Genomic DNA, 19,789 nt, shown 5'->3' with positions numbered 1-19,789 from the left:
CCTGCTTGCCTTGGCCCTTGCCGGGGCCGGCATGCCTGCTGTCTCACTGGCCTCGCCCAAGGTCGCCGACGTGCTGATCCAGCACGCCACGATCGTCGACGTCGAAGCGGGCACGACCCGTCCCGGGCAGAGCGTGGCACTGCGTGGCGAGGACATCGTGGATGTCGGTGACGATGCGTCCATGGCCAGGCGCTGGACCTCCACGCAGCGCGTTGATGCGGGCAACCGGTACCTGCTTCCGGGGCTGTGGGACATGCACGTGCACTTCGGCGGTGGCCCGGCCCTGATCGAGGAGAACAAGGCGCTGCTGCCGCTGTATATCGCCCATGGCATCACCACCGTACGCGATGCGTCCGGTGACCTGCCGCAGCAGGTACTGCAGTGGCGCGGGCAGATCGCCAGCGGTGCGCTTGCCGGGCCACGGCTGCTGACCTCCGGCGCGAAGATCGAGGGTATCAAGCCGGTCTGGAAGGGCACGCTGGAAGTGGGCAGCGAGGCGGACGTGGATGCGGCGATCGCGCAGCTGCGCCGCGACCGCGTGGACTTCGTCAAGATCACCGACAGTACGTTGAAGCCCGAGCTGTTCCTGTATGCGGCCAGCGCGGCGCGCAAGGCCGGACTCAAGGCCTCCGGGCACATCCCGATGGCCCTGACGGTGGAGCAGGCCGTCGATGCCGGCCTGGCGTCCATCGAGCACCTGGATTACGCGTTCAAGGCCGGCAGCCGGGAACAGGCCGGCATCGCCGCGGATTTCGGCGCCGGGCGGATCGACCGCGCGCAGGCCAACCAGCGCCTGGATGCCAGCTTCGATCGGGACACCGCGATGGCGGCCTACCGTGATTTCGCCCGTCGCGGCGTCTTCGTCACGCCCACGCTCAACGGCGGACGCATCCTGGATTTCCTCGACCAGGACGACCATCGCCACGATCCCTATCTGGCCTATATCGGGCCCGGACTGCGCGCCACCTATGCATGGCGCGTGGATCGCGCTGCCAAGGCCACGCCGGCGCAGGTGCAGGCGCGCCACCGGCAGTACCACCAGGTGGCTGCGGTGCTGCCGATGCTGCAGCAGGCAGGCGTGACGATCATTGCCGGCACCGATGCCGGGTTCCTCAACGCGTTCAATTATCCCGGCATCGGGCTGCACCAGGAACTGCGGTTGTTCGTGCGCGAGGGACTGACGCCGCCGCAGGCCCTGGCGGCGGCTACCCGCGCCGGTCCGGCCTGGTTCGGCCAGATGGACCGCTACGGTTCGGTGGAAGCGGGCAAGGCCGCCGACCTGGTGCTGCTCGACGCCGATCCGCTGCAGGACATCAGCGCCACCGAGTCGATCAACACGGTGGTGCTGCGAGGCAAGGTGCATGACCGCACCGCGCTGGATGCGATGCTGCAGCAGGTGCGCAGCAAGGTGAAGGCCTGGGACGCAGCGCAAGGCGACGCGCGCGTTGATTGAACCGCGCACCGCGGTTCACTTCGGGTCTTCAGCCGCTGTGCCGCGCTTGCCGCAGTGGCAGGGACACCGGCAGCTGTCGTGCGGCTGCGGGGGGGGCTGCATCGCGCCGGCGAACAGTTCCGCCCCCATGATGCCGGTGGGGAAGGCGATGATGCCGTAACCGAGCAGGATGGCGCAGCCGGTGATCAACCGCCCCAGGCCGGTCTGCGGGGTGATGTCGCCATAGCCGGTGGTGCTCATCGTCACCGCGGCCCAGTACACGCCGACCGGAATGCTGCTGAACCCGTTGTCTGGGCCTTCCACCAGGAAGATCACCGTGCCCAGCAGCATGACCAGCAGCACCATCACGCCGATGAAGACCAGGATCTTGCGGCGCGCACGCGCCAGTGCCTGACGGAGGTGCCGCGTTTCTTCCAGGTAGACCGGCAGCTGCAGGATGCGGAACAGACGCAGCAGGCGCAGCAGGCGGACATCGGCCAGCACATGCAGGCCGGGCAGCAGCAAGGCCAGGAACACCGGCAGGATCGACAACAGATCCACGATGCCGAAGAAGCTGCGCGCGTAGTGCCAGGGCCTGCGCAGCAGCCATAGGCGCAGCAGGTATTCAGCGGTGAACAGCCCGGTGAACGCCCACTCCAGGATGCTCAGCAGGTGCCCGTGCTGTCGATGGATGTCCGCCACGCTGTCGAGCATGAGCACCAGGACGTTGACCACGATCACCAGCATCACCGCCGCTTCCAGGCGGCGTGCCACGCGGCCACGCTCGGCAATGCGGCGTGCTGCGTGCCGGAGGTGCGGGAGCGCGGGATTCATGGCGGGCAGGAGGGGTAGGGAGGGGAGGGCGGGCAGCTTGGTGGCTTGCGTCGGGGTGCGGAATACAACAAACACGAAAAGGTGGATCCGCCGCCTTCGCCTCTTGGCCGGCGTTCATCCATGCCGCAGCGTGGCGCGCAAGGAGGATCACCATGCACGCATCAGTCTGTTGGTTGGCGATGGGCATCGGGGTGTGCTCCGCTGCCTTTGCCGGCCCGGTCCATCGATGTGGCAGCGGCGCCGCAGTGCGTTACCAGGACGCAGCGTGCGCGGCGGGCGAGCCGATGGTGCGGTGGATGGTCCCGGACAGCGCGGCAACCGCCCAAACCCCGGCCGCAACGCCCGTTGCCGAGCCACCGCCGCGGCCGCCGCCCGTCAGCCGCAGAACGCGCCGGCCACCGCCGGGACGGATCGTGTTGATCCCCCTGCAACGCGACCCGCAGGCCTGCAGCCGCGCGCAGCGTGCACGGAAGAACGCCCTGCAGCGGAGACGCCAGCGCGAATCCTACGTCCAGCAGCGGCGCTGGGACGATCTACTGCGCGATGCCTGTCGATGACGGTCCAGCGCGCTCGTCGTTTCAGTCGCGTCCTATGGGGATCGAGGACGGGGCCGACTAACGTGCAGGTCATCTCCCCGGAACCCTGTGGCAACCAGGAACGCCGCGCGCTGCGTGGATCCTGCCTGCCTGCCCGCCCCCAGCATGATTGCCTGCCTGCGGCCCTTCATCTACCTGTCGCGCCTGCGTGGACGTGATCGACCTGGCCATGGCGGTGACCTGCGCTTGGCCCATCGGCATTCGCGGCGCCTGCTGCTGGCAGCGGGGATACTGCTCAGCATGCTGTCGTGCATCGCCCTTGCGATCACGGTGGCGTCCTGCGTGCGTGCCAGGCAGCAGGGCCATCTGCACGATTTCATGCGCGCGCGCGCCTCACTGGACGCGCATCTGCGCCATCACCACGACCACTACGCCAGGCTTGCCCGCTTGACCGCCTACGCGTGGCAGCAGGGTGCGCAGAGGGATCCGGCGCTGCAGGCCGCGGACCTGCGGCGTTACTTCGCCGATGGCCAGACGCTGCAGGTCCAGCAGGGAGCGGGTGCAGCCACGCAGCTGGTCGTTGGAAGGGACACGCAGCGATGGCCTGCAGGACAGCTCGGGCGTTACCTGGCGCTGGCGCGATCGATGTCGCTCGTTTCGCAGCTGGAGTCCGATGGTGCAGCAGCGGCGAGCGTGGCGTACTTCCTCGATCCCAGCGGACACGTTGCCGTGCTCGACCACGGCTTGCAGGACAGTGCCCTGGCCCGTGCGCTGTCCCGCGCGGACCGTGATGCGCCGTTCGGCCAGCTGCGCGCGTACGTGCAATCGAGCCTGGCTGGGCCTGATCGCGGCAGCGTGGCGACGCCGGGCCCGTCCCTCGGCGATCGCCGCAACCGAACCGGCACGGCTCCCCATCCCATCAGTGGAAGGGCGTCGCGGACAACCGCGTTTCCGGTCCATGACGGCACGCGCGCGGTGGGTGTGCTGGTGGCCTTCGAACCCGTCGCAGCGCTGGCCGGCGTGCTTGGCCAGGCAACGGCCGACAATCTGCTGCTCGTTGGCCCCGATGGCGAAGTCATCCTGGGTTCGCGCGCGGGCGCGCCCGCCGATCTGCTGCACGCATTGAAAGATCTCCGCCGATGGCCACGAGGCGGCTCCGGCATCAGCGAGTACCTGCACGCGGGCTGGCTGGGGTTCGCTGCGCCCGTGGCAGGAACCGACGGGTCGCTGGTCAGCCTGCTGGACGGGCGCGAGCTGCTGGCCGAGGCGCGGCGCGAGCTGGGCATCGCCGTGGCCGTGTGGGCACTGGGCATGGCCACGATCTGGATCCTGCTGGCGTGGTTGGACCGACGCGTGCTCGCGCCGGCAGCGCATCGGTCGCGGCAGGTGCATGCCGATGAACAGCTGTTCCGCTCGCTGATCCAGATGACGCCGGCCGGGCTGTGCCTGATAGACACCGAAGGGGCGCAGCCGGTGGTGCAGAATGAACTGATGCGGCGCTATGCGGCCGCGGCCGAGCGTTGCGGCATGGACCTGTATGCCGCCCTGGTGGAGGGCCACATCCGCGCGCGCAGGGTCGGCGGGGAGGGCGATCCGGCGATCGCCGAATTCGAACTGTCCCATCCTGCAGTGGGCCGGGTCGCGGCGCGACACTTGCTGGTCAGTGCGACCCAGGTCGTCCACGAGCAGCGCAGTGTACTGTTGTGCGTGTTGCAGGACCTGACCGCCCGGGTTGAACTGCAGGCACAGAAGGACCTGCTGCATGACCAGGCAGAATCCGCGCACCGCGCAAGATCGCGGTTCCTGGCCGCGATGAGCCATGAGATCCGCACGCCACTGCATGGCATCCTGGGCCATCTGGAACTGTTTGCGCGCTCGCGCCTGGACGGCGAGCAGCGCGCGCGACTGCATCGCATCACCCAGTCCGCCGATTCGTTGCTGCTCATCATCAGCGACGTGCTTGATCTGGAGCGCGCGGAGGCGAACCAGCTCGGATTGGAGGTGGTGCGCTTCGAGCCGGCCGTGCTTATCGAAGGCGTGGCCCTGCTGTACGCACCCTTGGCGCTGGGCAAGGGGGTGGACCTGGACCTGCTGGTCGATCCGCTGCTGCCCGGCCACTGCACCGGTCCGATGGCACGCATCGAGCAGGTGCTGCGCAACCTGGTCGGCAATGCCATCAAGTTCACGCCGTCCGGCAGGATCGAGATCCGGTTGCTGCCATCGGCGCAGCCGGGAGCGCTGCGCTGGGAGGTCGCCGATTCCGGAATCGGGCTGACCGAAAGGCAGCAGGAGAATCTTTTCGAGCCTTTCATCCAGGCCGACGACTCCATTGCCGGCCGCTTCGGCGGTTCCGGTCTTGGCCTGTCGCTGTGCCGGCAGTTGTGCCGGCTGATGGGCGGGGACATCGATGTGCACAGCACGCCGGGGGTGGGCAGCGTGTTCGGTTTCGACATCCCGCTGCTGCCTGCCGAGCGCCCCTGCGACGGTGGGCGGGGTCCGCTGTCAGGTCGCCGGGTACTGCTGCATTCGACGGTGACCAGTTGGCGCGAAGAGCTGGCGCGCCGGCTGCGCCGATGGGGCGCTGAGGTGCTGGTGCTGGACACGTTGGGGCAGGCGGACAAGGCCAATGACGGCGGACCGTTGCCGCTGGTGCTGTTCGAACGCAACCAGCGCGCTACCGGTCCAGCGCGGCACGCCGGGGTCGAGCGCGTCGTCCGTGTGCGCAGCGACGGGCCGCTGCGGGCCGCGCTGCGCGAAGGGGTGTGGCAGGTGTCGGCCTATTCGGCTGCATCGCTGCTGGAAGCGCTGCTGGAACCGGGACGCCTGGAGGACGGGTCGGTCACGCTGGATGGGCCGATGGCAACCCCGGCAGCGATCGGCTAGATTCGAGCCGCGCAGGCGCGCAAAGGGAATCGGCTTGGATACGTTGCCAACCAGAGTTGCATCGGTGCAGGGACGCTCTCTGTTGCCGTCGCTACGCCGCCACCAGCGCAGGCTGTTGTTCGGCGGCGGGGGCGTGGTCAGCCTGCTGATCCTGGCGACCCTGCTGGTGGCCCTGTTGTCCGACGTGGATGCGTTCCATGCTGCGCAGCAGCAGCGGTTCGCCGAAGCGCGCGCCTCGGTCGACTATTTCCTGTTCCAGCGCGACCGTGCCTATGCCGCCAACATCAACGGCAGCGAGGCCATGTGGAACGGGCAACAGGCACAGCTGCAGGCGCAGGGGCGGCCGCTGGCAGACCGCTTCCTCGCCGCTGGCGGCCAAGGGGTGGTACGCGCGGAGGGACGTACCTCCGTGCCGTGGCTGGTATTGGGGGCGAAGGACAACGCGCTGCCGCGGCCGCAGCTGGATGCCTACCTTGGGATCATGGTCGAGTACTCGGCCTATGCCGCCTCTACCGTGACCGCGCTGCGTGCCTCGGGTCCGGTCACGATGTACCTGTACGAACCGCAGGGTCGCCTTTTGGCGGTCGCCGGGGTGGCCGACGAGGCCCAGCTGCTGCGCGCGCTTCGGGTTGCCAATCGCGAGGAAGCCTTCGCCCGGTTGCTGGTCGACGAAGAGAGGGCCCGGGCCATGCGGCCGCAGGTGGGTCCAGTGGAAAGTGCCGCCGCCAGCGGCCGCTTGATCTCGCGCTTTGATACCAACCCGATTACCGGCCAGCCGTCGCTGGTCGGCGTGCAGACCCTGCTGCAGGGGCGGGATCCGGCGTTCCGACGCATCGTCTTCGAGCCGGTCGAGACCATCAAGACGCGGCTGGATGAGCGCGTTTCCGGTGCCTACGCGGTAGTCACCCGCGACGGGCGTACGGTGCTGCGCAGTGCCGGCCTGCCGCGTGATGTCAGTCCCGCGCTGGCGCGAAGGATCGCCGGCGCCCCGGCGGGAGACGGTCGGCTGCATGTGGGCGGCCACTTCATCGTGCATGGGCCGGTACATGGGGTGGACTGGACCGTCCTGCACCTCTATGGCTGGGACGATCTGTGGCAGGAGAAAGGCACGCGGCTGCTGGCGCAGGCGCTGGCGGCGGCGGTGATCCTGCTGGCGCTGTGGCTGCTGCTGCTGCGGCTGGACCGTCGCGTCTTCACCCCCGCGCTGGCGGACGCCTCGCGCGTGTACGAAAGCGAGGCGCTGAGCAGGGTGATCATCGATACCTCGCCGGTCGGGCTGGTGCTGATCGACCCGACCAGCGGTGAGCCGCTGGTTGAAAACGAGCCGGCCCGGCAGATGGCCGCGCAGGGCGTGGCCGCTGACGGCCAAGCGCTCTACGCGGTGTTGTCCGGGCACGCGCGTGAGGCCGCTGCGGCCGACGCCGATAGCGCCCATGAGTTCCAGTGGAACGCCGAGGGACCTGCCCGGCATGGGCTGAAGCTACAGGTGGCGATGGCGCCTGCCATGTTCCGCGACCGGCCCGTGTGGGTCTGTGCGCTGCGCGATGTCACCGCGCAGGCAGAGCTGGAACAGACGCTGCGGGTTGCGCGCAGCGATGCCGAGCGCGCGCGCGCGGCGGCCGAGTCGGCATCGCAGGCGAAATCCGCCTTCGTTGCCACCATGAGCCACGAGATCCGCACGCCGCTCAATGGGGTGCTGGGCCACCTGGAACTGCTGGCGCGTTCACCGATGCAACCGGCGCAGCAGGAGCGCGTAGAGCGCATCCGGCTGTCGGCCGATGCCTTGCTCGGCATCATCAGCGATGTGCTGGATTTCTCCAAGATCGAGGCAGGCCAGCTGGACATCGACCCGGTGGCGTTCGAGCCGCGTCCGCTGATCGAACAGGCCGCGCTGTTGTTTTCCGCGCAGGCCCAGCGCAAGGGCGTGAAGCTTTACTACGCGCTGGATCCGGCGCTGGACAGCGTGTTCCTGGCCGATGTGCAGCGCATCCGGCAGGTGCTCAACAACCTGCTGGGCAATGCCGTGAAGTTCACCGAGTCCGGCAGGATCGTGGTCAGGGCCGCACTGGTGGAGCGCCCCACCGCGCCGGATCCGCTGCTGCGGCTGCAGGTGGTGGATTCCGGCATCGGGCTTGCCGAAGACCAGCTGGGGCAGTTGTTCCAGCCCTTCCAGCAAGCCGATGCGAGCGTTTCGCGTCGCTACGGCGGCAGCGGGCTCGGGCTGGCGCTGTGCCAGCAGCTGGCGCGCCTGCTGGGCGGCAGCATCGGTGCGGAAAGCACGCTGGGCGTGGGCAGTGTGTTCACCCTGGACGTACCGGTGCAGCGTGCCGCGGTGCCCGCCCGTCCCGCTGCAGTGCTTGCCGGCCAGCACATCACGCTGCTGTCGGCCGCGGCGGAATGGCGGCTGGAGATCGGCGGGCTGCTGCAGCGGGCGGGGGCAGAGGTGACGGTGCTGGAGCAGCCGCCGCTGGAGCCGGTGGCCAGCGAGGGTGCCACGCTGCTGCTGTTCGGCGAGCGGCGCGCGTGGAGCGCCGATGACGAGGCGGCACTGGTCGCGCGCCACCGCTACGTGGTGCGTGCCTACGCCAATGGACCCCTCTCGCCGCAGCAGATGGCCGATGGGGTGCATGTCAGCTGCTATGCAGGACAGTCGCTGCTGCGTGCGCTGGGCGCGCTGCACACCGCTGTTTCGCCCCTGCCGCCCGCACCGCCGGCGGCGGCGGCCGTCAGCGCACGCGGCAGGGTGCTGCTGGTGGAAGACAATCCGATCAACCGCGAATTGATCCAGCAGCAGCTGGAAACACTGGGATTCACCGTGGACACCGCAGAGGACGGCAAGGAAGGGCTGCTGGCGTGGCGGCAGCATGAGCACCTGGCCGTGCTGACCGATATCAACATGCCGGTGATGGATGGTTACGCGCTGGCGCGTGCGCTGCGCGAACGCGGAGCGTCGCTGCCGATCCTGGCGATCACCGCCACGGCGCTTGCCAGCGAGCGCGAGCGCTGCCGCCAGGCCGGCATCACCGACCTGCTGCTCAAGCCACTCAACCTGGAGACACTGGAACGCATGCTGCAGCAGCACCTCGGTCCGATGCCCGGCATTGACGACGAGGCCGCCGTGCGGCCTGCCGCGCCGGCCGACATCGCGCCGCCGGCCGGCGGGATGGTACTCCCGGACCACCTGCGCCGGACGTTCGTCAACAGTTCCAGGGACGACCTGCAGCGCATCGCGCGTGCACGCGCCGACCAGGATCAACCGGCGCTGCTGGATCGGGTGCATGCGCTCAAGGGCGTGCTGATGATGTTGGGGCAGCGCGGGTTGGGAGAGCGCTTCAGCGTGATCGAAGCGCAGTTGCGCGATGGAATATCCGTGGACGCCGCCACGCTGGATGGGGTGATCGACGCGCTGCAGGTTCTGGTGGAGCAACAGGCGGCGCAGCTTGGCGCAGGTTGAACCGGCCTGCGTGGATCGGATCAGCTCGCGGCCCCCGACAGGCCCAGTTCGACGGCGTATTTGAACAGGTCCGCATCGCGCTCGATGCCCAGTTTGGCCATTCCGTTGACCTTCTGCGTGCTGACGGTCTGCTTGCGGCGGTCGAGTTTCTCGGCGATGGCGTTGACGCTCCAGCCGGCCACGAACAGGGTCAGTACCTCACGCTCGCGCGGGGACAGTGCCAGGGTGGGTCGCTGGGTGCCGCGCGAGGGCAGCAGTGGGGCGATGCTGGGCGAAAGATACCGGCGCCCTACGTGGGCCGCGGTGATCGCAGCGGCGATGTGGCTTACGTCATCGGCCTTGCTCAGGATATGGCTGATCCCTGCTTCGAACAGCGTCTGCACGATCGCGGCCTGGTCCAGGCCAGTGAACACCACGATCTGCAGTTCCGGATAGCGCTCGCGCAACAAGTGCAGCAACGGCAGGCCGTCGCCATGTGCGCCGCCCGGCATGGCGTAATCGGTGACCAGTACGTCACAGGGGTGTTCATCGAGCAGCGCGATCAGTTCGGTCGAATCGGCGGCGGATCCCACATGGACCAGGGCCGGGATTGAATCGAGGGCGGATTCGACGGCCATCCGGATCAGCGGATGATCGTCTGCCACGACGACGTGGATGGAATTATCGGCCATTCAGGACTCCAGCTTTCGTTGTCAGCCCCTGCAGAAAGGGGGCGCGGCGCAACTATATGACAGCTTCGATTGAAGGTGGCATATAGTTCCCGGCATACCCTCAACTCATGGGCTGATGACGTGCCACTTCGCATAGCGATCGCCGATGACCACCCCGTGCTGCTGGCCGGGATCACCCATCTGCTCCAGTCCGCGGCCGACATTGAGGTCGTGGGCGTGGTGACCGATTCCACCGCCCTGGTGGCGCTGGTCAGCGGGCACGAGGTGGATGTGGTGGTCACCGATTTTTCAATGCCGCATGGGCAGTACGGTGACGGCATCGCCATGCTGCGGTTCCTGCATCGCCGGTTCCCGCAGACCCGGCTGGTGGTGCTGACCGGCATGGAGAGCCCGCTGGTGCTGAACAACATCCTGGCGGCGGGCGTGGAATGCATCGTCAGCAAGAGCGATCCGATCGAGGAAGTGTTGCCGGCGCTGCGGATGGCGTGGGCCCAGGGCGGCTATCTGTCGCCGCAGGTGCGGGCACGCCTTGTGCCGGAAGCCGGGGCCGACGACGAGGGCCAGCCGTTGTCCAAGCGCGAGAAGGAAGTGCTGCGCATGTATGCCGAAGGGCTTTCGGTGATCGAGATCGCTGCCCGCATCGGACGCTCGCGCAAGACCATCAGCACGCAGAAGGTGGCGGCCATGCGCAAGCTCGGGCTGGCGACCGACGCCGATGTGTTCCAGTACGCCATCGCCCATGGCCTGGTGAATGCCTCGCAGCAGGCCCGGGCGAATGCGGCAGAAGCGGAGTAGCGTTTAGTCCGGGTCCGATACGCGGCGCGTGCGCATGCCTCTATGGTGGCATGCAATGTCGTGGATCAACCGGTGCCGATGTGCTGCCCCTTCCACCCGCCCCTATCGTGATCATGCTGGCCCGGTTCTCCGAGCTCGACGCGAAAGGGCAGGCTGCCTTCCTTGAGGCGCTCAATGCGTATCTGTATGCCTCGCCGCAACAGCGCCGCCGCCTGCGCGATGCCTGGCGCCTGCACGGCGGCGATGCACCCTGCGCGGGCGAGCCACCCTGCAACGTCCCGCCCGGCGCGGGCTGACCGTCGATGGCACTTTGCAGCGCCATCGGACGGGCTACGACGGTCGGATCAGTCGACCTGCGGGGCCGGCGACGGCGGCGGGGCCGGCGTGGGCAGCGTGGTTTCCGGATTGCCCTGCTGCAGCTGCAGCTGCTGGATGCGCTGCTGCAACGTGCCGAGCTGGCTGTTGCTGCTCTGCAGTTCGGTGCTCAGGCTGACCGCCTGCTGCTGTGCCTGCTGCAGCGCGGTGCTGACCTGCAGCGATTGCGCGCGTTCCTGTTCCACCTGCGCCTGCAGGGTGCGCAGGCGCTCTTCGTTGAAGCTGACCAGGCGCTCGGTGTAGCGCTTGCCGGCATCCAGGCGGATGGTGTCGATGTTGACCTGCGCCAGCTGCTCGGTCTGCTGCACGAAGGTGCGGTAGACGTGCTCGGCGTTCTCCACCGAATCGGTCTTGATCACACGCCAGAAATTCTTTTCCTGGAACAGCGCCACGTAGTAGTTCAGCGTGCTGGGATTGAACAGCAGGCTGGCACCGTAGTTGCCGTTGTAGGTGGTGCGCAGCTCGGTCAGCTGCTTGGCGTCCATGAGCTGGCGCAGTTCGTCGACCGAATTGCGTGCCACCGGCGCGGTGCGTTCGGTATCCGGCACGGGCGTGCGCTCTGCGCGCGCGGCATGCGCTGCCGGCACCGAAAGGATCATCGCCAGTGCAGCCGCCACGACGCGCGTGCGCCGGATGGGCGCTGCCGTCCCTGAGTCATGTCGCATGTATGGACCACCCACGAGTGGATTGTTGTTGATGTCGATAGTTCCCCGAACGCAGTCTAGCATGCGCGATTCCGTCGCCAATGCCACCGGTATCGCATTCAGTACACCAGCTGCGCGCTGTTGCACTGGATCGACTGCACGTGCACATCGGTGCGTCCCAGTTCCAGCCCGAGCACATTGGCCAGCGTGGTGGTAAGCAGGGTGCCGATGCCGTTGAGGGCAGGCTTCAGCACGTCCAGCACCGGCTTGAGCAGGGTGCACAGAAGGCCCTTGCAGCTGATCTGGTTGCCCGGCGCAGTGACGCCGCTGCCGAGGTAGGCGTCGAGCACGCCTTCCGGTGCCGTCTGCAGGTAGGAGGCCAGGTTCTTCTGCACGCAGCTGTTGTAGCCGACCAGGTTGCTGATCAGGCTGTCGCAGCGGTTGATCAGCAGGCCGCCGGTGAGCGAACCCAGCAGGCCGTTGAGCACGCCCAGGCCCTCGCCGGTGACGGTGGCCTTGAAGCCGTCCCAGACCGGGCCGGTCCTGAAGCAGGTGTTGAGGCCGAGCAGGTTGCATGCATAGGGGACCCCGTTGGCCAGCTGCCACTCGGCGAACGGTTCGATGCCATTGTGGGCCTGGGTGCGGCGCAGGAAGGTCACGGTGTCGTTGACGTTGTAGCGCCCGCCGCCTGGATTGGCCGCCTTCAGCAGCTGGTCGGCCAGGTTGTCGGCGGCCTGGCTGGTGCCCATGCCGCTGTTGGCCGGGCTGAGCAGGTTGGACAGCACCCGCAGCAGTTCCTCGACGATGTGGCTGACGGTATCGCCGATCAGCAGCGGATTGATCCGGGTGGAGGCGGTCTCGCCCGCGGCGAGGGTGACCTGCTGGCTGTCCTGCAGCGCATCCAGACTGAGTTTGTCATTGACCAGTGACGCGCCGAGCAGGGTGATCATCTGCTCGTTCTGCAGACTGGTGCCACACACATTGCGGGTGGAGAAGCGCTCCGCTTCGGTGACCTTGCCGACGCAGCTGCGCAGTACCTTGGCATCCACGCGGATGGTCGCTGTCGGACGTTCGGTGGTGCACTGGAGCGACACCAGCGTGCCCATCGCGTTGGTCACATCGGCGTGCACCGGCAGCTTGACCCGGATGCCGAGGTTGCCGAGCAGCTGGCCCAGCCCCAGGCCGAGGATCCGGATACCGTTGGTATCGACGTCGGCGACTACGCGTACCTGCGCGTTGTAAGCTGTCGCCCCCACGCCGCCGATGCCGATCGACGGTGGTTCGACCACGCCTGTGCGCACGCTGACCGCGTCGCCGAGCAGGTTCAACTGGTTGATCGACACGCCGCGGCCATCACTGGCGATGGTGATGCCGGTGGTCAGCAGGTCCAATGCGCTGACATCGGCCTGCAGTGCACTGGAGGCCGACCCGTCCGGTGCGGTGAGCTTGGCGAACAGGCCACTGCCGCTGGCGTCGCTGCCCAGCTGCACGGCCAGTGCATCAAGGTCCAGTTTCGTGCCGAGCGCGTCGCGCAGCAGGCGCAGGTCGGCGCCGGCCACGCCACTGCGTGCGAGGACACTGGCGGTGGCATCGACCAGCTGCCCGAGCGATACCTTGTGCGCGGCCAGCAGCGCGTTGAAATCGCCGATGCTGATGTTGGCATCCACCGGAATGCCCAGCGCCTGCAGCAGCCCGCCGGGGGTGACGCGTGCCTGGGCCAGCCCGTCATAGCCGAGCAGGGTGGTCTGGTCCAGGTCCACGCCGACCAGTTTCAGCGTGCTGCCCAGCGGGGTGTTGCCATCGACCCGCAGAAGTTGCGAGCCGACGCTGAACACCGCGGTGGGCGCGCTGCGCTTGGCCACGGCCTGCGCACTGATCTGCGGCAGCGATGCGTTCTGGCCGAAGAACGGGACCACGCTGCGGCTGGCGGTCACCTTGACCGCGTTGAGCGGATGGCTTGCCGAGACGCCCGCCACGAAATGGTCGAGGGCCGGATGGTTGGTGTTCCAACTCCCACACTGGATGGCCAAGGTGCCGGCAAAGCGGTTCTGTCGTTCGGCATTGTTGCGTGCCGCGCTGTTGTCGCTGTAGCTGGCGTTGCACAGGTCCAATCGTTGCGCACCGGCGATCGCCGACAGGTCGGCGACCTTCTGCGCGTCGCGCTTTGCCCAGTAGAGGTAACCGATTTCCACCAGGCCGAGCATCGCCACCAGGCCGATCATCACCAGCAGCATCGTCACCGACATGGCGCCGCGCTGCCGGTGTGGGAAGCCAGGCGTGCGCGGACGCGGCATGCTCAGTTGCTCCCGCCCGGGGTGCTCTGGCCGACGGTGTTCTCGAAGAACTCGGGGAGGTCATGTTCGAAGCTTCTCAGGTAACGCGCGTAGCTGGCGTGGGCCTGGTCACCCAGCACCGGCAGGCTGCGCCCGCCCTGTGCGCCGGATGCCTGCAACTGCAGCAGGTGGCGGGTGGCATCGCCGGGTTCGGGACGCGCTGCCCGCTGCACCAAGGGCGCGACCGGGGCATCGGCGTAGCGCGGTGGCGGTAGCGGTCCGGCATGCTGCGGGCCCGGTTCCGGCACGGCACGGGTCGGTGCAGGTGCGGGCGCTGCAGCGCGGGCTTGCGCCGGCGCGGGTACGGAGCCGCCGAGCATGCGTCCGGTGACCGGCGCCTGCTGCGCGTGGGCGAGGCCAGCGGCCAGCAGTACCGACACGGCCAGCCCGCGTGCAAGGGTCAGGGAACGGGTCATCGGGTGCTCTCCGTGGGAGGGGTCGGGCGGCCGAAGCGTTCGAGCATGGTCGCCGGCAGGGTTGAATCGGGGCGCTCGGCAGTGCCTTGGGCAACGGCGGAGACCGCGCGTGGATCAACCGGTACGCGGCGCGGCACGCTGTCGGCACGCCCGGCGGCCGCTGCGGGGGCGGCTGTGGTCTGCGCGGCCGCTGCGGCTGCGGTCGCGACGGCTGGTCTACGCTGACGCAGGGCAATGGCCTGCCGTTGCACTTCGGCGCGGGTGGTCTCGCTGACCTTGCCCTGCTGCATCAGGCGTTCGGCGGTGGCGGTGTCGCCGCGCAGCAGCGCCCACACCGCCAGGTTGGCGACCGCGCGGGCATCGTCCGGAGCCAGCTCCAACGCCTGTGCGAGCGGTGCGCGGGCCTGCTCCAGCTGGCCGGCACGCAGCCGCGCATAGCCCAGGTCGCCGAGCACGGCGGTGTCCAGTGGGGTCAGCTGGGCGGCGCGTGCCAGTGCGGCCTCGGCCACTGCATCCTGGTCGCGCTGGGCGGCAATCAGGCCCAGTCCGTGCCACGCCGCTGCGGCCTGCTCGCCACGGGTCAGTCCGTCATACAGCGCGCCGGCGGCATCCAGTTGGCCGGTGTGGCGCAGCGCATCGGCCTGCAGCAGGCGCAGCGCGGGACTGTCGCCGTGGCGCTGGCGGAATGCGTCGATGTGCGCCAAAGAAGCGTAGTACGCGCCCTGTTTCTGCATGCGCCGGATCAGGTCGAGGTAGGTGCTGCGGGTATCCACCGCGTCGGCACCGGGTTCGGCGAGGCTGGGTGCAGCCTGGCGATAGCCGCCCACGGTCTGTGAGCAGGCGGCGAGGGCGAAACAGCAGACAAGGATCAAGGGTCGCAGCATGGGCGCTACATCCGGGTAAGGGTTGAGGCCAGCGCCATCAGCGCCGGACCGGAAAGCACCAGCATCAATGCCGGCAGCAGGGTCACCATCATCACCACGGTCATCTTCACCGAGAGCTTGCCGACCTTTTCCTTCAGCGCGTGCCGCCGCTGTTCGCGCAGCCGCACGCTGAACTGCTTCAACGGTTCCTGCACCGCACCGCCGTGCGCATGGACCTGCACGATCAGCTGCACCAGGCTGCGCAGGTCTTCGTCGTCATAGGCTTCGGACAAGCGGCGCAGCGACTGCGGACGGCTGCGGCCCAGGCTGTAGTTGACGTTGGCATCGTGGATTTCCTGGCCGAGCACCGGCAGCGCCGGACGCAGTTTGTCGCCGAGCGTCTGCAGGCTCTGGTCCATGCTGAAGCCCACGCCCTGCAGCAGGCGCAGCAGGTCGATCAGCATCGGCAGTTCGTTGCCGACGCGCCTGCGCCGTCGTCCGGCCCAGATGCCCAGCACGACCTTGGGCAGCAGCAGCCCGGCAGCCAGCGCGCCGACACAGGTCAGCAGGCCGGCCATGCCGTCTACAGGGGCAAGCGCCAGTACCAGCAGCAGTACCGACAGCGCCAGCAGCAGCCGCAATGCCAGGTAGATGGCAGTGCCGCTGCGGGTGTTCCAGCCGCCCAGGTCGAGCAGCATGCGGTCCTCGCTGGCCAGCAGTGCGCCTTCGATGCGGCTGCCGCTGAACTGCGCACCGAACTGCTCCAGCCATGCCCATCGGCTGCGCGCGGCGGGCGGCGCGGCCGGCGTGGCCGGCCCGCGCGGTTGCAGGGCCGCTTCCAGGGTGGCTTCGCTACGCTGCAGGCGGGCGCCCTGCACCCAGTACGCCACGCCGAACAGCGCCATACCGGCAGCAAGCAGCACCAGTGCCAGGATCCACAACGTAGCCGGGTTCATCGCTCTGCTCCTGCGGCGTTCGGAGTGCGGTTCATATGGATTTGGCCAGCCGATACAGCAGGAAGCCGCCGACCAGCTCCAGTCCCAGCGCCGCCAGCAGGATCTTGTGGCCCTGCGGCTCGCGCAGCATCGGTTCGAAGAAGCCCGGGCTGGCCAGCGCCATCATCAGTGCGCTGATCGGCGGCAGCAGGGCCAGCACCCAGGCTGACATCCGCGTTTCAGACGTGGTCGCCTTGAGCTCCTGCTGGGCCTGATCCAGGTCGCGCATGAAATCGCTGAGCCGCTGCAGCACCTGGTCCGATCGGCCGCCGATGCGCACGCACACGCCCAACACCACCGAAAGCACGTCGAGTGCTTCCACCCGCCATGGCGCGGCCGCCTGGGCCAGTGCACGGTCCAGATCCATGCCCCCGCGCGCGTTGCGCAGGGTGGTGTCGAGCAGCTCGCGCAGGGGCGCCACGGTCTGTACCGAGGCGGTCTGGAAGGACATCTGCAGGCTGTTGCCCAGTGCGGTGAGGCGCACCAGGTTGTCGAGGAAATCCGGCAGCTGACGGATCAGCTTCTGCTGCAGCTTGCCGATGCGCCGCTGCAACAGCAGCCATGCGACCAGCACGTACAGCAGCAGGGTCAGCGGGAAGGCCCAGCCGGTGCCCAGCCGCATCGCCGCAAAGCCGGCCAGGGCCAGTCCCGGCACCAGCGCCAGCACCGGCGCACGCCAGCCGGGTTTCATCCCGGCGCGCAGCAGGGCGGCGTCCCAGGGCAGGGAGGGGCGGCCGGCCGCCGTTGCCTTGCCATCGACGGCGGCAGGACCGGCGAGTGCCACCGCCGCCGCTGAAGGCGCCGCAGCGTTCGTAGCCGCCATCGACACAGCGCTGCGCTGCAGGCGCTGTTCTGCATGGCCGAGCGTGGCCTGCGCACGCGCGCGCCGCTGCGCGCTGCCCAGCAGCAGCATTGCGCCGGCGCCGAGCAGCGCGGCAAAGCTCAGCAGCAGCAGGACGATACCCACCGTCACCACGCCCCGGGGCTGAAGGAGTCGCGCAGCGCCTGCCGGAACGGCTCGAGCTTGTGCGAATGCGGATGGAAGCCGAGACCAATCCAGCGATCGGTTTCACGGCCGGCTTCGTCGATCTGCACCTCGTGGCGGAACATCTCCTGGGTGGAGATCATGTTGTCGCTGACCCCGGTGATTTCCGTGATGGAGACGAGCACGCGCCTGCCACTGCCGAGACGGGAGATCTGCACGATGAAATCGATCGCACTGGCGATCTGCCGGCGCAGGCTGTCCTCGCTGCCCTGGAAGCCGGCGAAGCCGGCCAGCATCTCGATCCGGTACAGGCAGTCGCGCGGCGAATTGGCGTGGATGGTCGCCATGGAGCCGTCATGCCCGGTGTTCATCGCCTGCAGCATTTCCAGCACTTCGGCGCCACGCACCTCGCCGACCACGATGCGGTCCGGACGCATGCGCAGACTGTTGCGGACCAGGTCGCGGATGCTCACCGCGCCTTGTCCATCGGCACCGCCAAGCCGGCTTTCCAGACGCACCACGTGCGGATGGTTGAGCGAGAGTTCGGCGGTGTCCTCCACGGTCAGCACGCGCTCGTTCGCGGGGATGTAATGCGCCAGTGCATTGAGCAGCGAGGTCTTGCCCGAGCTGGTGCCGCCGGACACCAGGATGTTGCAGCGACCCAGCACCATGGCCTGCAGCAGCGCCTGCATCGGCTTGTCGAAGGTGCCCATCTGCAGCAGCTCCTCCGGCGTGTAGGGATCCTTGCGGAACTTGCGGATCGACACCATCGGACCGTCCACGGCCAGTGGCGCGATGATCGCGTTGAGGCGGCCGCCGTTGGGCAGGCGCGCATCGACCATCGGGTTGGAGTCATCCAGGCGGCGGCCGAGCGGGGCGATGATCCGGCGCAGGATGCGCAGCAGGTGGGTGTCATCGGTGAAGCGCTGGGTGGCGCGCTGCAGCCGGCCGCCCTGCGAGACGTGCACGTCCTTGTAGCCGTTGATCAGGATGTCTTCGATGGTCGGGTCGCGCAGCAGGTCGTCCAGCGGCCCGAAACCAGTCAATTCCTTGACCAGCCCGGCAGCGACGTCCTGCATTTCCTGCTCGTTGATCGGGATGCGCCACTCCTGCACGAACGCTGCCGTTTCGCCCTGGGCCCAGCGGCTGACCGTATCCGGCGCCCAGGCGTCGATGTCGATCCGCTCATCCTCGATCCGGTTCAACAGGTGCTCGTGCGCGGCCGACAGCACCTTCTGGTACTGGTCGGTCTGCGCGAACGGCGTCGCGGCGGGTTCGGCCGGCACCTCGCGGAACGGTGCATTCGGGAAGGGCATCACTTTGTCTTCCATTGCAGGCTACTCAGGGCGGAGGCGAACCGGTCGCGCAGTCCCTGCGCCTCCGGTGGGCTGGTGGTCGGGTCGAAACGGGCAAGCAGCGGGGCAAGCGCCCGCAGGTACGGGTCGCGCGGTGCGTCATCGAGCAACAGGCGGCCCTGGCTGGCACTGGCGCGCAGACGCGGGCGCTCGGGCAGGGTGGCCAGCAACGGCAGCTGGAAGCGTTCGGCAATCTGCGCGGCAGCCATGCCGGCCTCTTCATCGTTTCGGTTGACGATCAGCTTCAGCCGGTCACCTTCGCGCACACCTGGCGGCAACTGCTTGAGCACTTGGTCCAGCGATACGAGGCTGGCGATGGCACCATCGGTGACCAGCCAGATCTCATCGGCATGTTCCAGCAGTGCGCCAGGGATCTGCCGCAACGGCGTCCCGCCCAGTTCGCACAGGACGCTGCAGAACAGGCCGCACAGGCGCTTGAGCAGCAGGCCCGGATCGCTGGGCGGCAGCGATTCACTGCCCACGGCGCGATCCAGCAGTACCAGCCCGCCTGGATGGCGGGCCATCGCGGTGCGCACCAGGGTGGCATCGAGCCGGCTGGCGCTGCGCAGGGCTTCGTCGTAGTGGAACCGGCTTTCGATGTTGAGGTACAAGGCCACATCGCCCGCCGGCTGGCCCATGTCGAGCAGCAGCACGTCCTGGCTGTTGCCGGCCGCGCGCATCTGCTGCGCCAGCACGCACAGGTGCGCAGCCAGCGTGCTGGTTCCCATGCCGGGGCGCACGCCCAGCATCAACGTCAGCGGCGCCTTGCGAGTCGCTACCGGGATCGCGGCTGCGGCAGGCGCGGTGGCACGCCTGAGCACGGCCTGCACCCCTTCGGTATCGGCATCCAGGTCGACGAAGTCGCGCAGCCCGACGCGCAGTGCGGTGACCACGCCCTCGACCTGGTTGACGCTGGTGGCACCCACCGCGACCATCGCCAGTTCCGGGCGCAGCTGGCGTATCTGTCGCACCAGTTCGGCCGACGCCGCCGCGCGCGTCGCATGGAAATCCAGCAGCACCAGCGTCTGGGGGGCGACCCGCAACTGCTGCACCGCGCCGGGGAAACCGGCGTCGTGGTAGGTCAACGGCCAATGCGGCGGCAACTTCGCCGCCAGCCGTGACAGCAGCTCCCGGTCACTGGCGAACACGACCAGGTTCATCGGCAATCCCGACGAAGGCAGCTGGCGTGCAGTGGCGAAGGGCATGTGCTGGGTGCTC

Annotated in this window: 16 protein-coding genes; 6 read left to right on the top strand and 10 right to left on the bottom strand. The window is 68.4% G+C overall.

The features are described 5' to 3' along the window. Positions 1–31: 31 nt before the first annotated feature. Positions 32–1,453 (top strand): amidohydrolase family protein, encoded by a 1,422-nt coding sequence (locus SOM47_RS11690; protein ID WP_414715795.1) that lies wholly within the window; start codon positions 32–34, stop codon positions 1,451–1,453. Between the two features lie 15 nt (positions 1,454–1,468). Here SOM47_RS11690 and SOM47_RS11685 read toward each other — a convergent pair whose 3' ends face one another. Next, positions 1,469–2,266: a potassium channel family protein gene (locus SOM47_RS11685; RefSeq protein ID WP_192083631.1), complete on the bottom strand. Its 798-nt coding sequence runs from the start codon at positions 2,264–2,266 to the stop codon at positions 1,469–1,471. A 413-nt stretch (positions 2,267–2,679) separates the two neighbouring features. Between SOM47_RS11685 and SOM47_RS11680 the strand changes: the two genes are divergently transcribed. From SOM47_RS11680 to SOM47_RS11670, 3 genes are all read left to right on the top strand, one after another. Then, positions 2,680–2,823 carry a hypothetical protein gene (locus tag SOM47_RS11680; RefSeq protein WP_161793584.1) on the top strand — a complete coding sequence of 48 codons (144 nt, stop codon included), beginning with the start codon at positions 2,680–2,682 and terminating at the stop codon, positions 2,821–2,823. Between the two features lie 87 nt (positions 2,824–2,910). Next, positions 2,911–5,685, top strand: a complete 2,775-nt coding sequence (locus SOM47_RS11675) for an ATP-binding protein (RefSeq protein ID WP_320505635.1) — start codon at positions 2,911–2,913, stop codon at positions 5,683–5,685. Positions 5,686–5,749: 64 nt separating this feature from the next. Next, positions 5,750–9,139 carry a hybrid sensor histidine kinase/response regulator gene (locus tag SOM47_RS11670; RefSeq protein WP_320505634.1) on the top strand — a complete coding sequence of 1,130 codons (3,390 nt, stop codon included), beginning with the start codon at positions 5,750–5,752 and terminating at the stop codon, positions 9,137–9,139. 20 nt (positions 9,140–9,159) lie between these two features. Here the strand turns inward: SOM47_RS11670 and SOM47_RS11665 are convergent, their stop codons facing one another. Continuing rightward, a complete protein-coding gene (locus SOM47_RS11665) occupies positions 9,160–9,810 on the bottom strand; it encodes a response regulator (RefSeq protein ID WP_320505633.1) in 651 nt (216 codons plus the stop codon). A gap of 120 nt (positions 9,811–9,930) precedes the next feature. On the opposite strand from SOM47_RS11665, the gene SOM47_RS11660 reads away from it, so the two are divergent. After that, the gene (locus SOM47_RS11660; protein ID WP_320505632.1) at positions 9,931–10,605 is read left to right on the top strand and encodes a response regulator; all 675 of its coding nucleotides are present in this window, start codon (positions 9,931–9,933) and stop codon (positions 10,603–10,605) included. A 107-nt stretch (positions 10,606–10,712) separates the two neighbouring features. Further along, positions 10,713–10,901 carry a hypothetical protein gene (locus SOM47_RS11655; protein ID WP_320505631.1) on the top strand — a complete coding sequence of 63 codons (189 nt, stop codon included), beginning with the start codon at positions 10,713–10,715 and terminating at the stop codon, positions 10,899–10,901. A 48-nt stretch (positions 10,902–10,949) separates the two neighbouring features. On the opposite strand, the gene SOM47_RS11650 is transcribed toward SOM47_RS11655, so the two are convergent. The 8 genes from SOM47_RS11650 to SOM47_RS11615 form a co-directional block, all read right to left on the bottom strand. Next, the gene (locus SOM47_RS11650) at positions 10,950–11,645 is read right to left on the bottom strand and encodes a DUF2968 domain-containing protein (protein ID WP_042614756.1); all 696 of its coding nucleotides are present in this window, start codon (positions 11,643–11,645) and stop codon (positions 10,950–10,952) included. A 98-nt stretch (positions 11,646–11,743) separates the two neighbouring features. Next, entirely contained in the window at positions 11,744–13,918 is a 2,175-nt protein-coding gene (locus SOM47_RS11645; protein ID WP_320505630.1) for a TadG family pilus assembly protein, read from the bottom strand. Positions 13,919–13,920: 2 nt separating this feature from the next. Continuing rightward, positions 13,921–14,373, bottom strand: a complete 453-nt coding sequence (locus SOM47_RS11640; RefSeq protein ID WP_192083623.1) for a DUF3613 domain-containing protein — start codon at positions 14,371–14,373, stop codon at positions 13,921–13,923. Then, positions 14,370–15,257, bottom strand: coding sequence for a tetratricopeptide repeat protein (locus SOM47_RS11635; protein WP_042614759.1), 888 nt, complete (start codon positions 15,255–15,257; stop codon positions 14,370–14,372). Before SOM47_RS11635 ends, SOM47_RS11640 begins: the two co-directional genes overlap by 4 nt. A 5-nt stretch (positions 15,258–15,262) precedes the next feature. Continuing rightward, a complete protein-coding gene (locus SOM47_RS11630; protein WP_042614760.1) occupies positions 15,263–16,192 on the bottom strand; it encodes a type II secretion system F family protein in 930 nt (309 codons plus the stop codon). Between the two features lie 31 nt (positions 16,193–16,223). Beyond that, a complete protein-coding gene (locus SOM47_RS11625; RefSeq protein ID WP_320505629.1) occupies positions 16,224–17,198 on the bottom strand; it encodes a type II secretion system F family protein in 975 nt (324 codons plus the stop codon). 2 nt (positions 17,199–17,200) lie between these two features. Next, positions 17,201–18,547, bottom strand: a complete 1,347-nt coding sequence (locus SOM47_RS11620) for a TadA family conjugal transfer-associated ATPase (RefSeq protein WP_042614761.1) — start codon at positions 18,545–18,547, stop codon at positions 17,201–17,203. Further along, entirely contained in the window at positions 18,532–19,776 is a 1,245-nt protein-coding gene (locus SOM47_RS11615) for a P-loop NTPase family protein (RefSeq protein WP_320505628.1), read from the bottom strand. Before SOM47_RS11615 ends, SOM47_RS11620 begins: the two co-directional genes overlap by 16 nt. Between the last annotated feature and the right edge of the window lie 13 nt (positions 19,777–19,789).

Origin of the sequence: Stenotrophomonas sp. CFBP8980 (assembly GCF_034046095.1) — a bacterium.
GTDB classification, from domain to species: domain Bacteria; phylum Pseudomonadota; class Gammaproteobacteria; order Xanthomonadales; family Xanthomonadaceae; genus Stenotrophomonas; species Stenotrophomonas lacuserhaii.
This window is presented reverse-complemented; position numbering and strand designations above follow the sequence as displayed.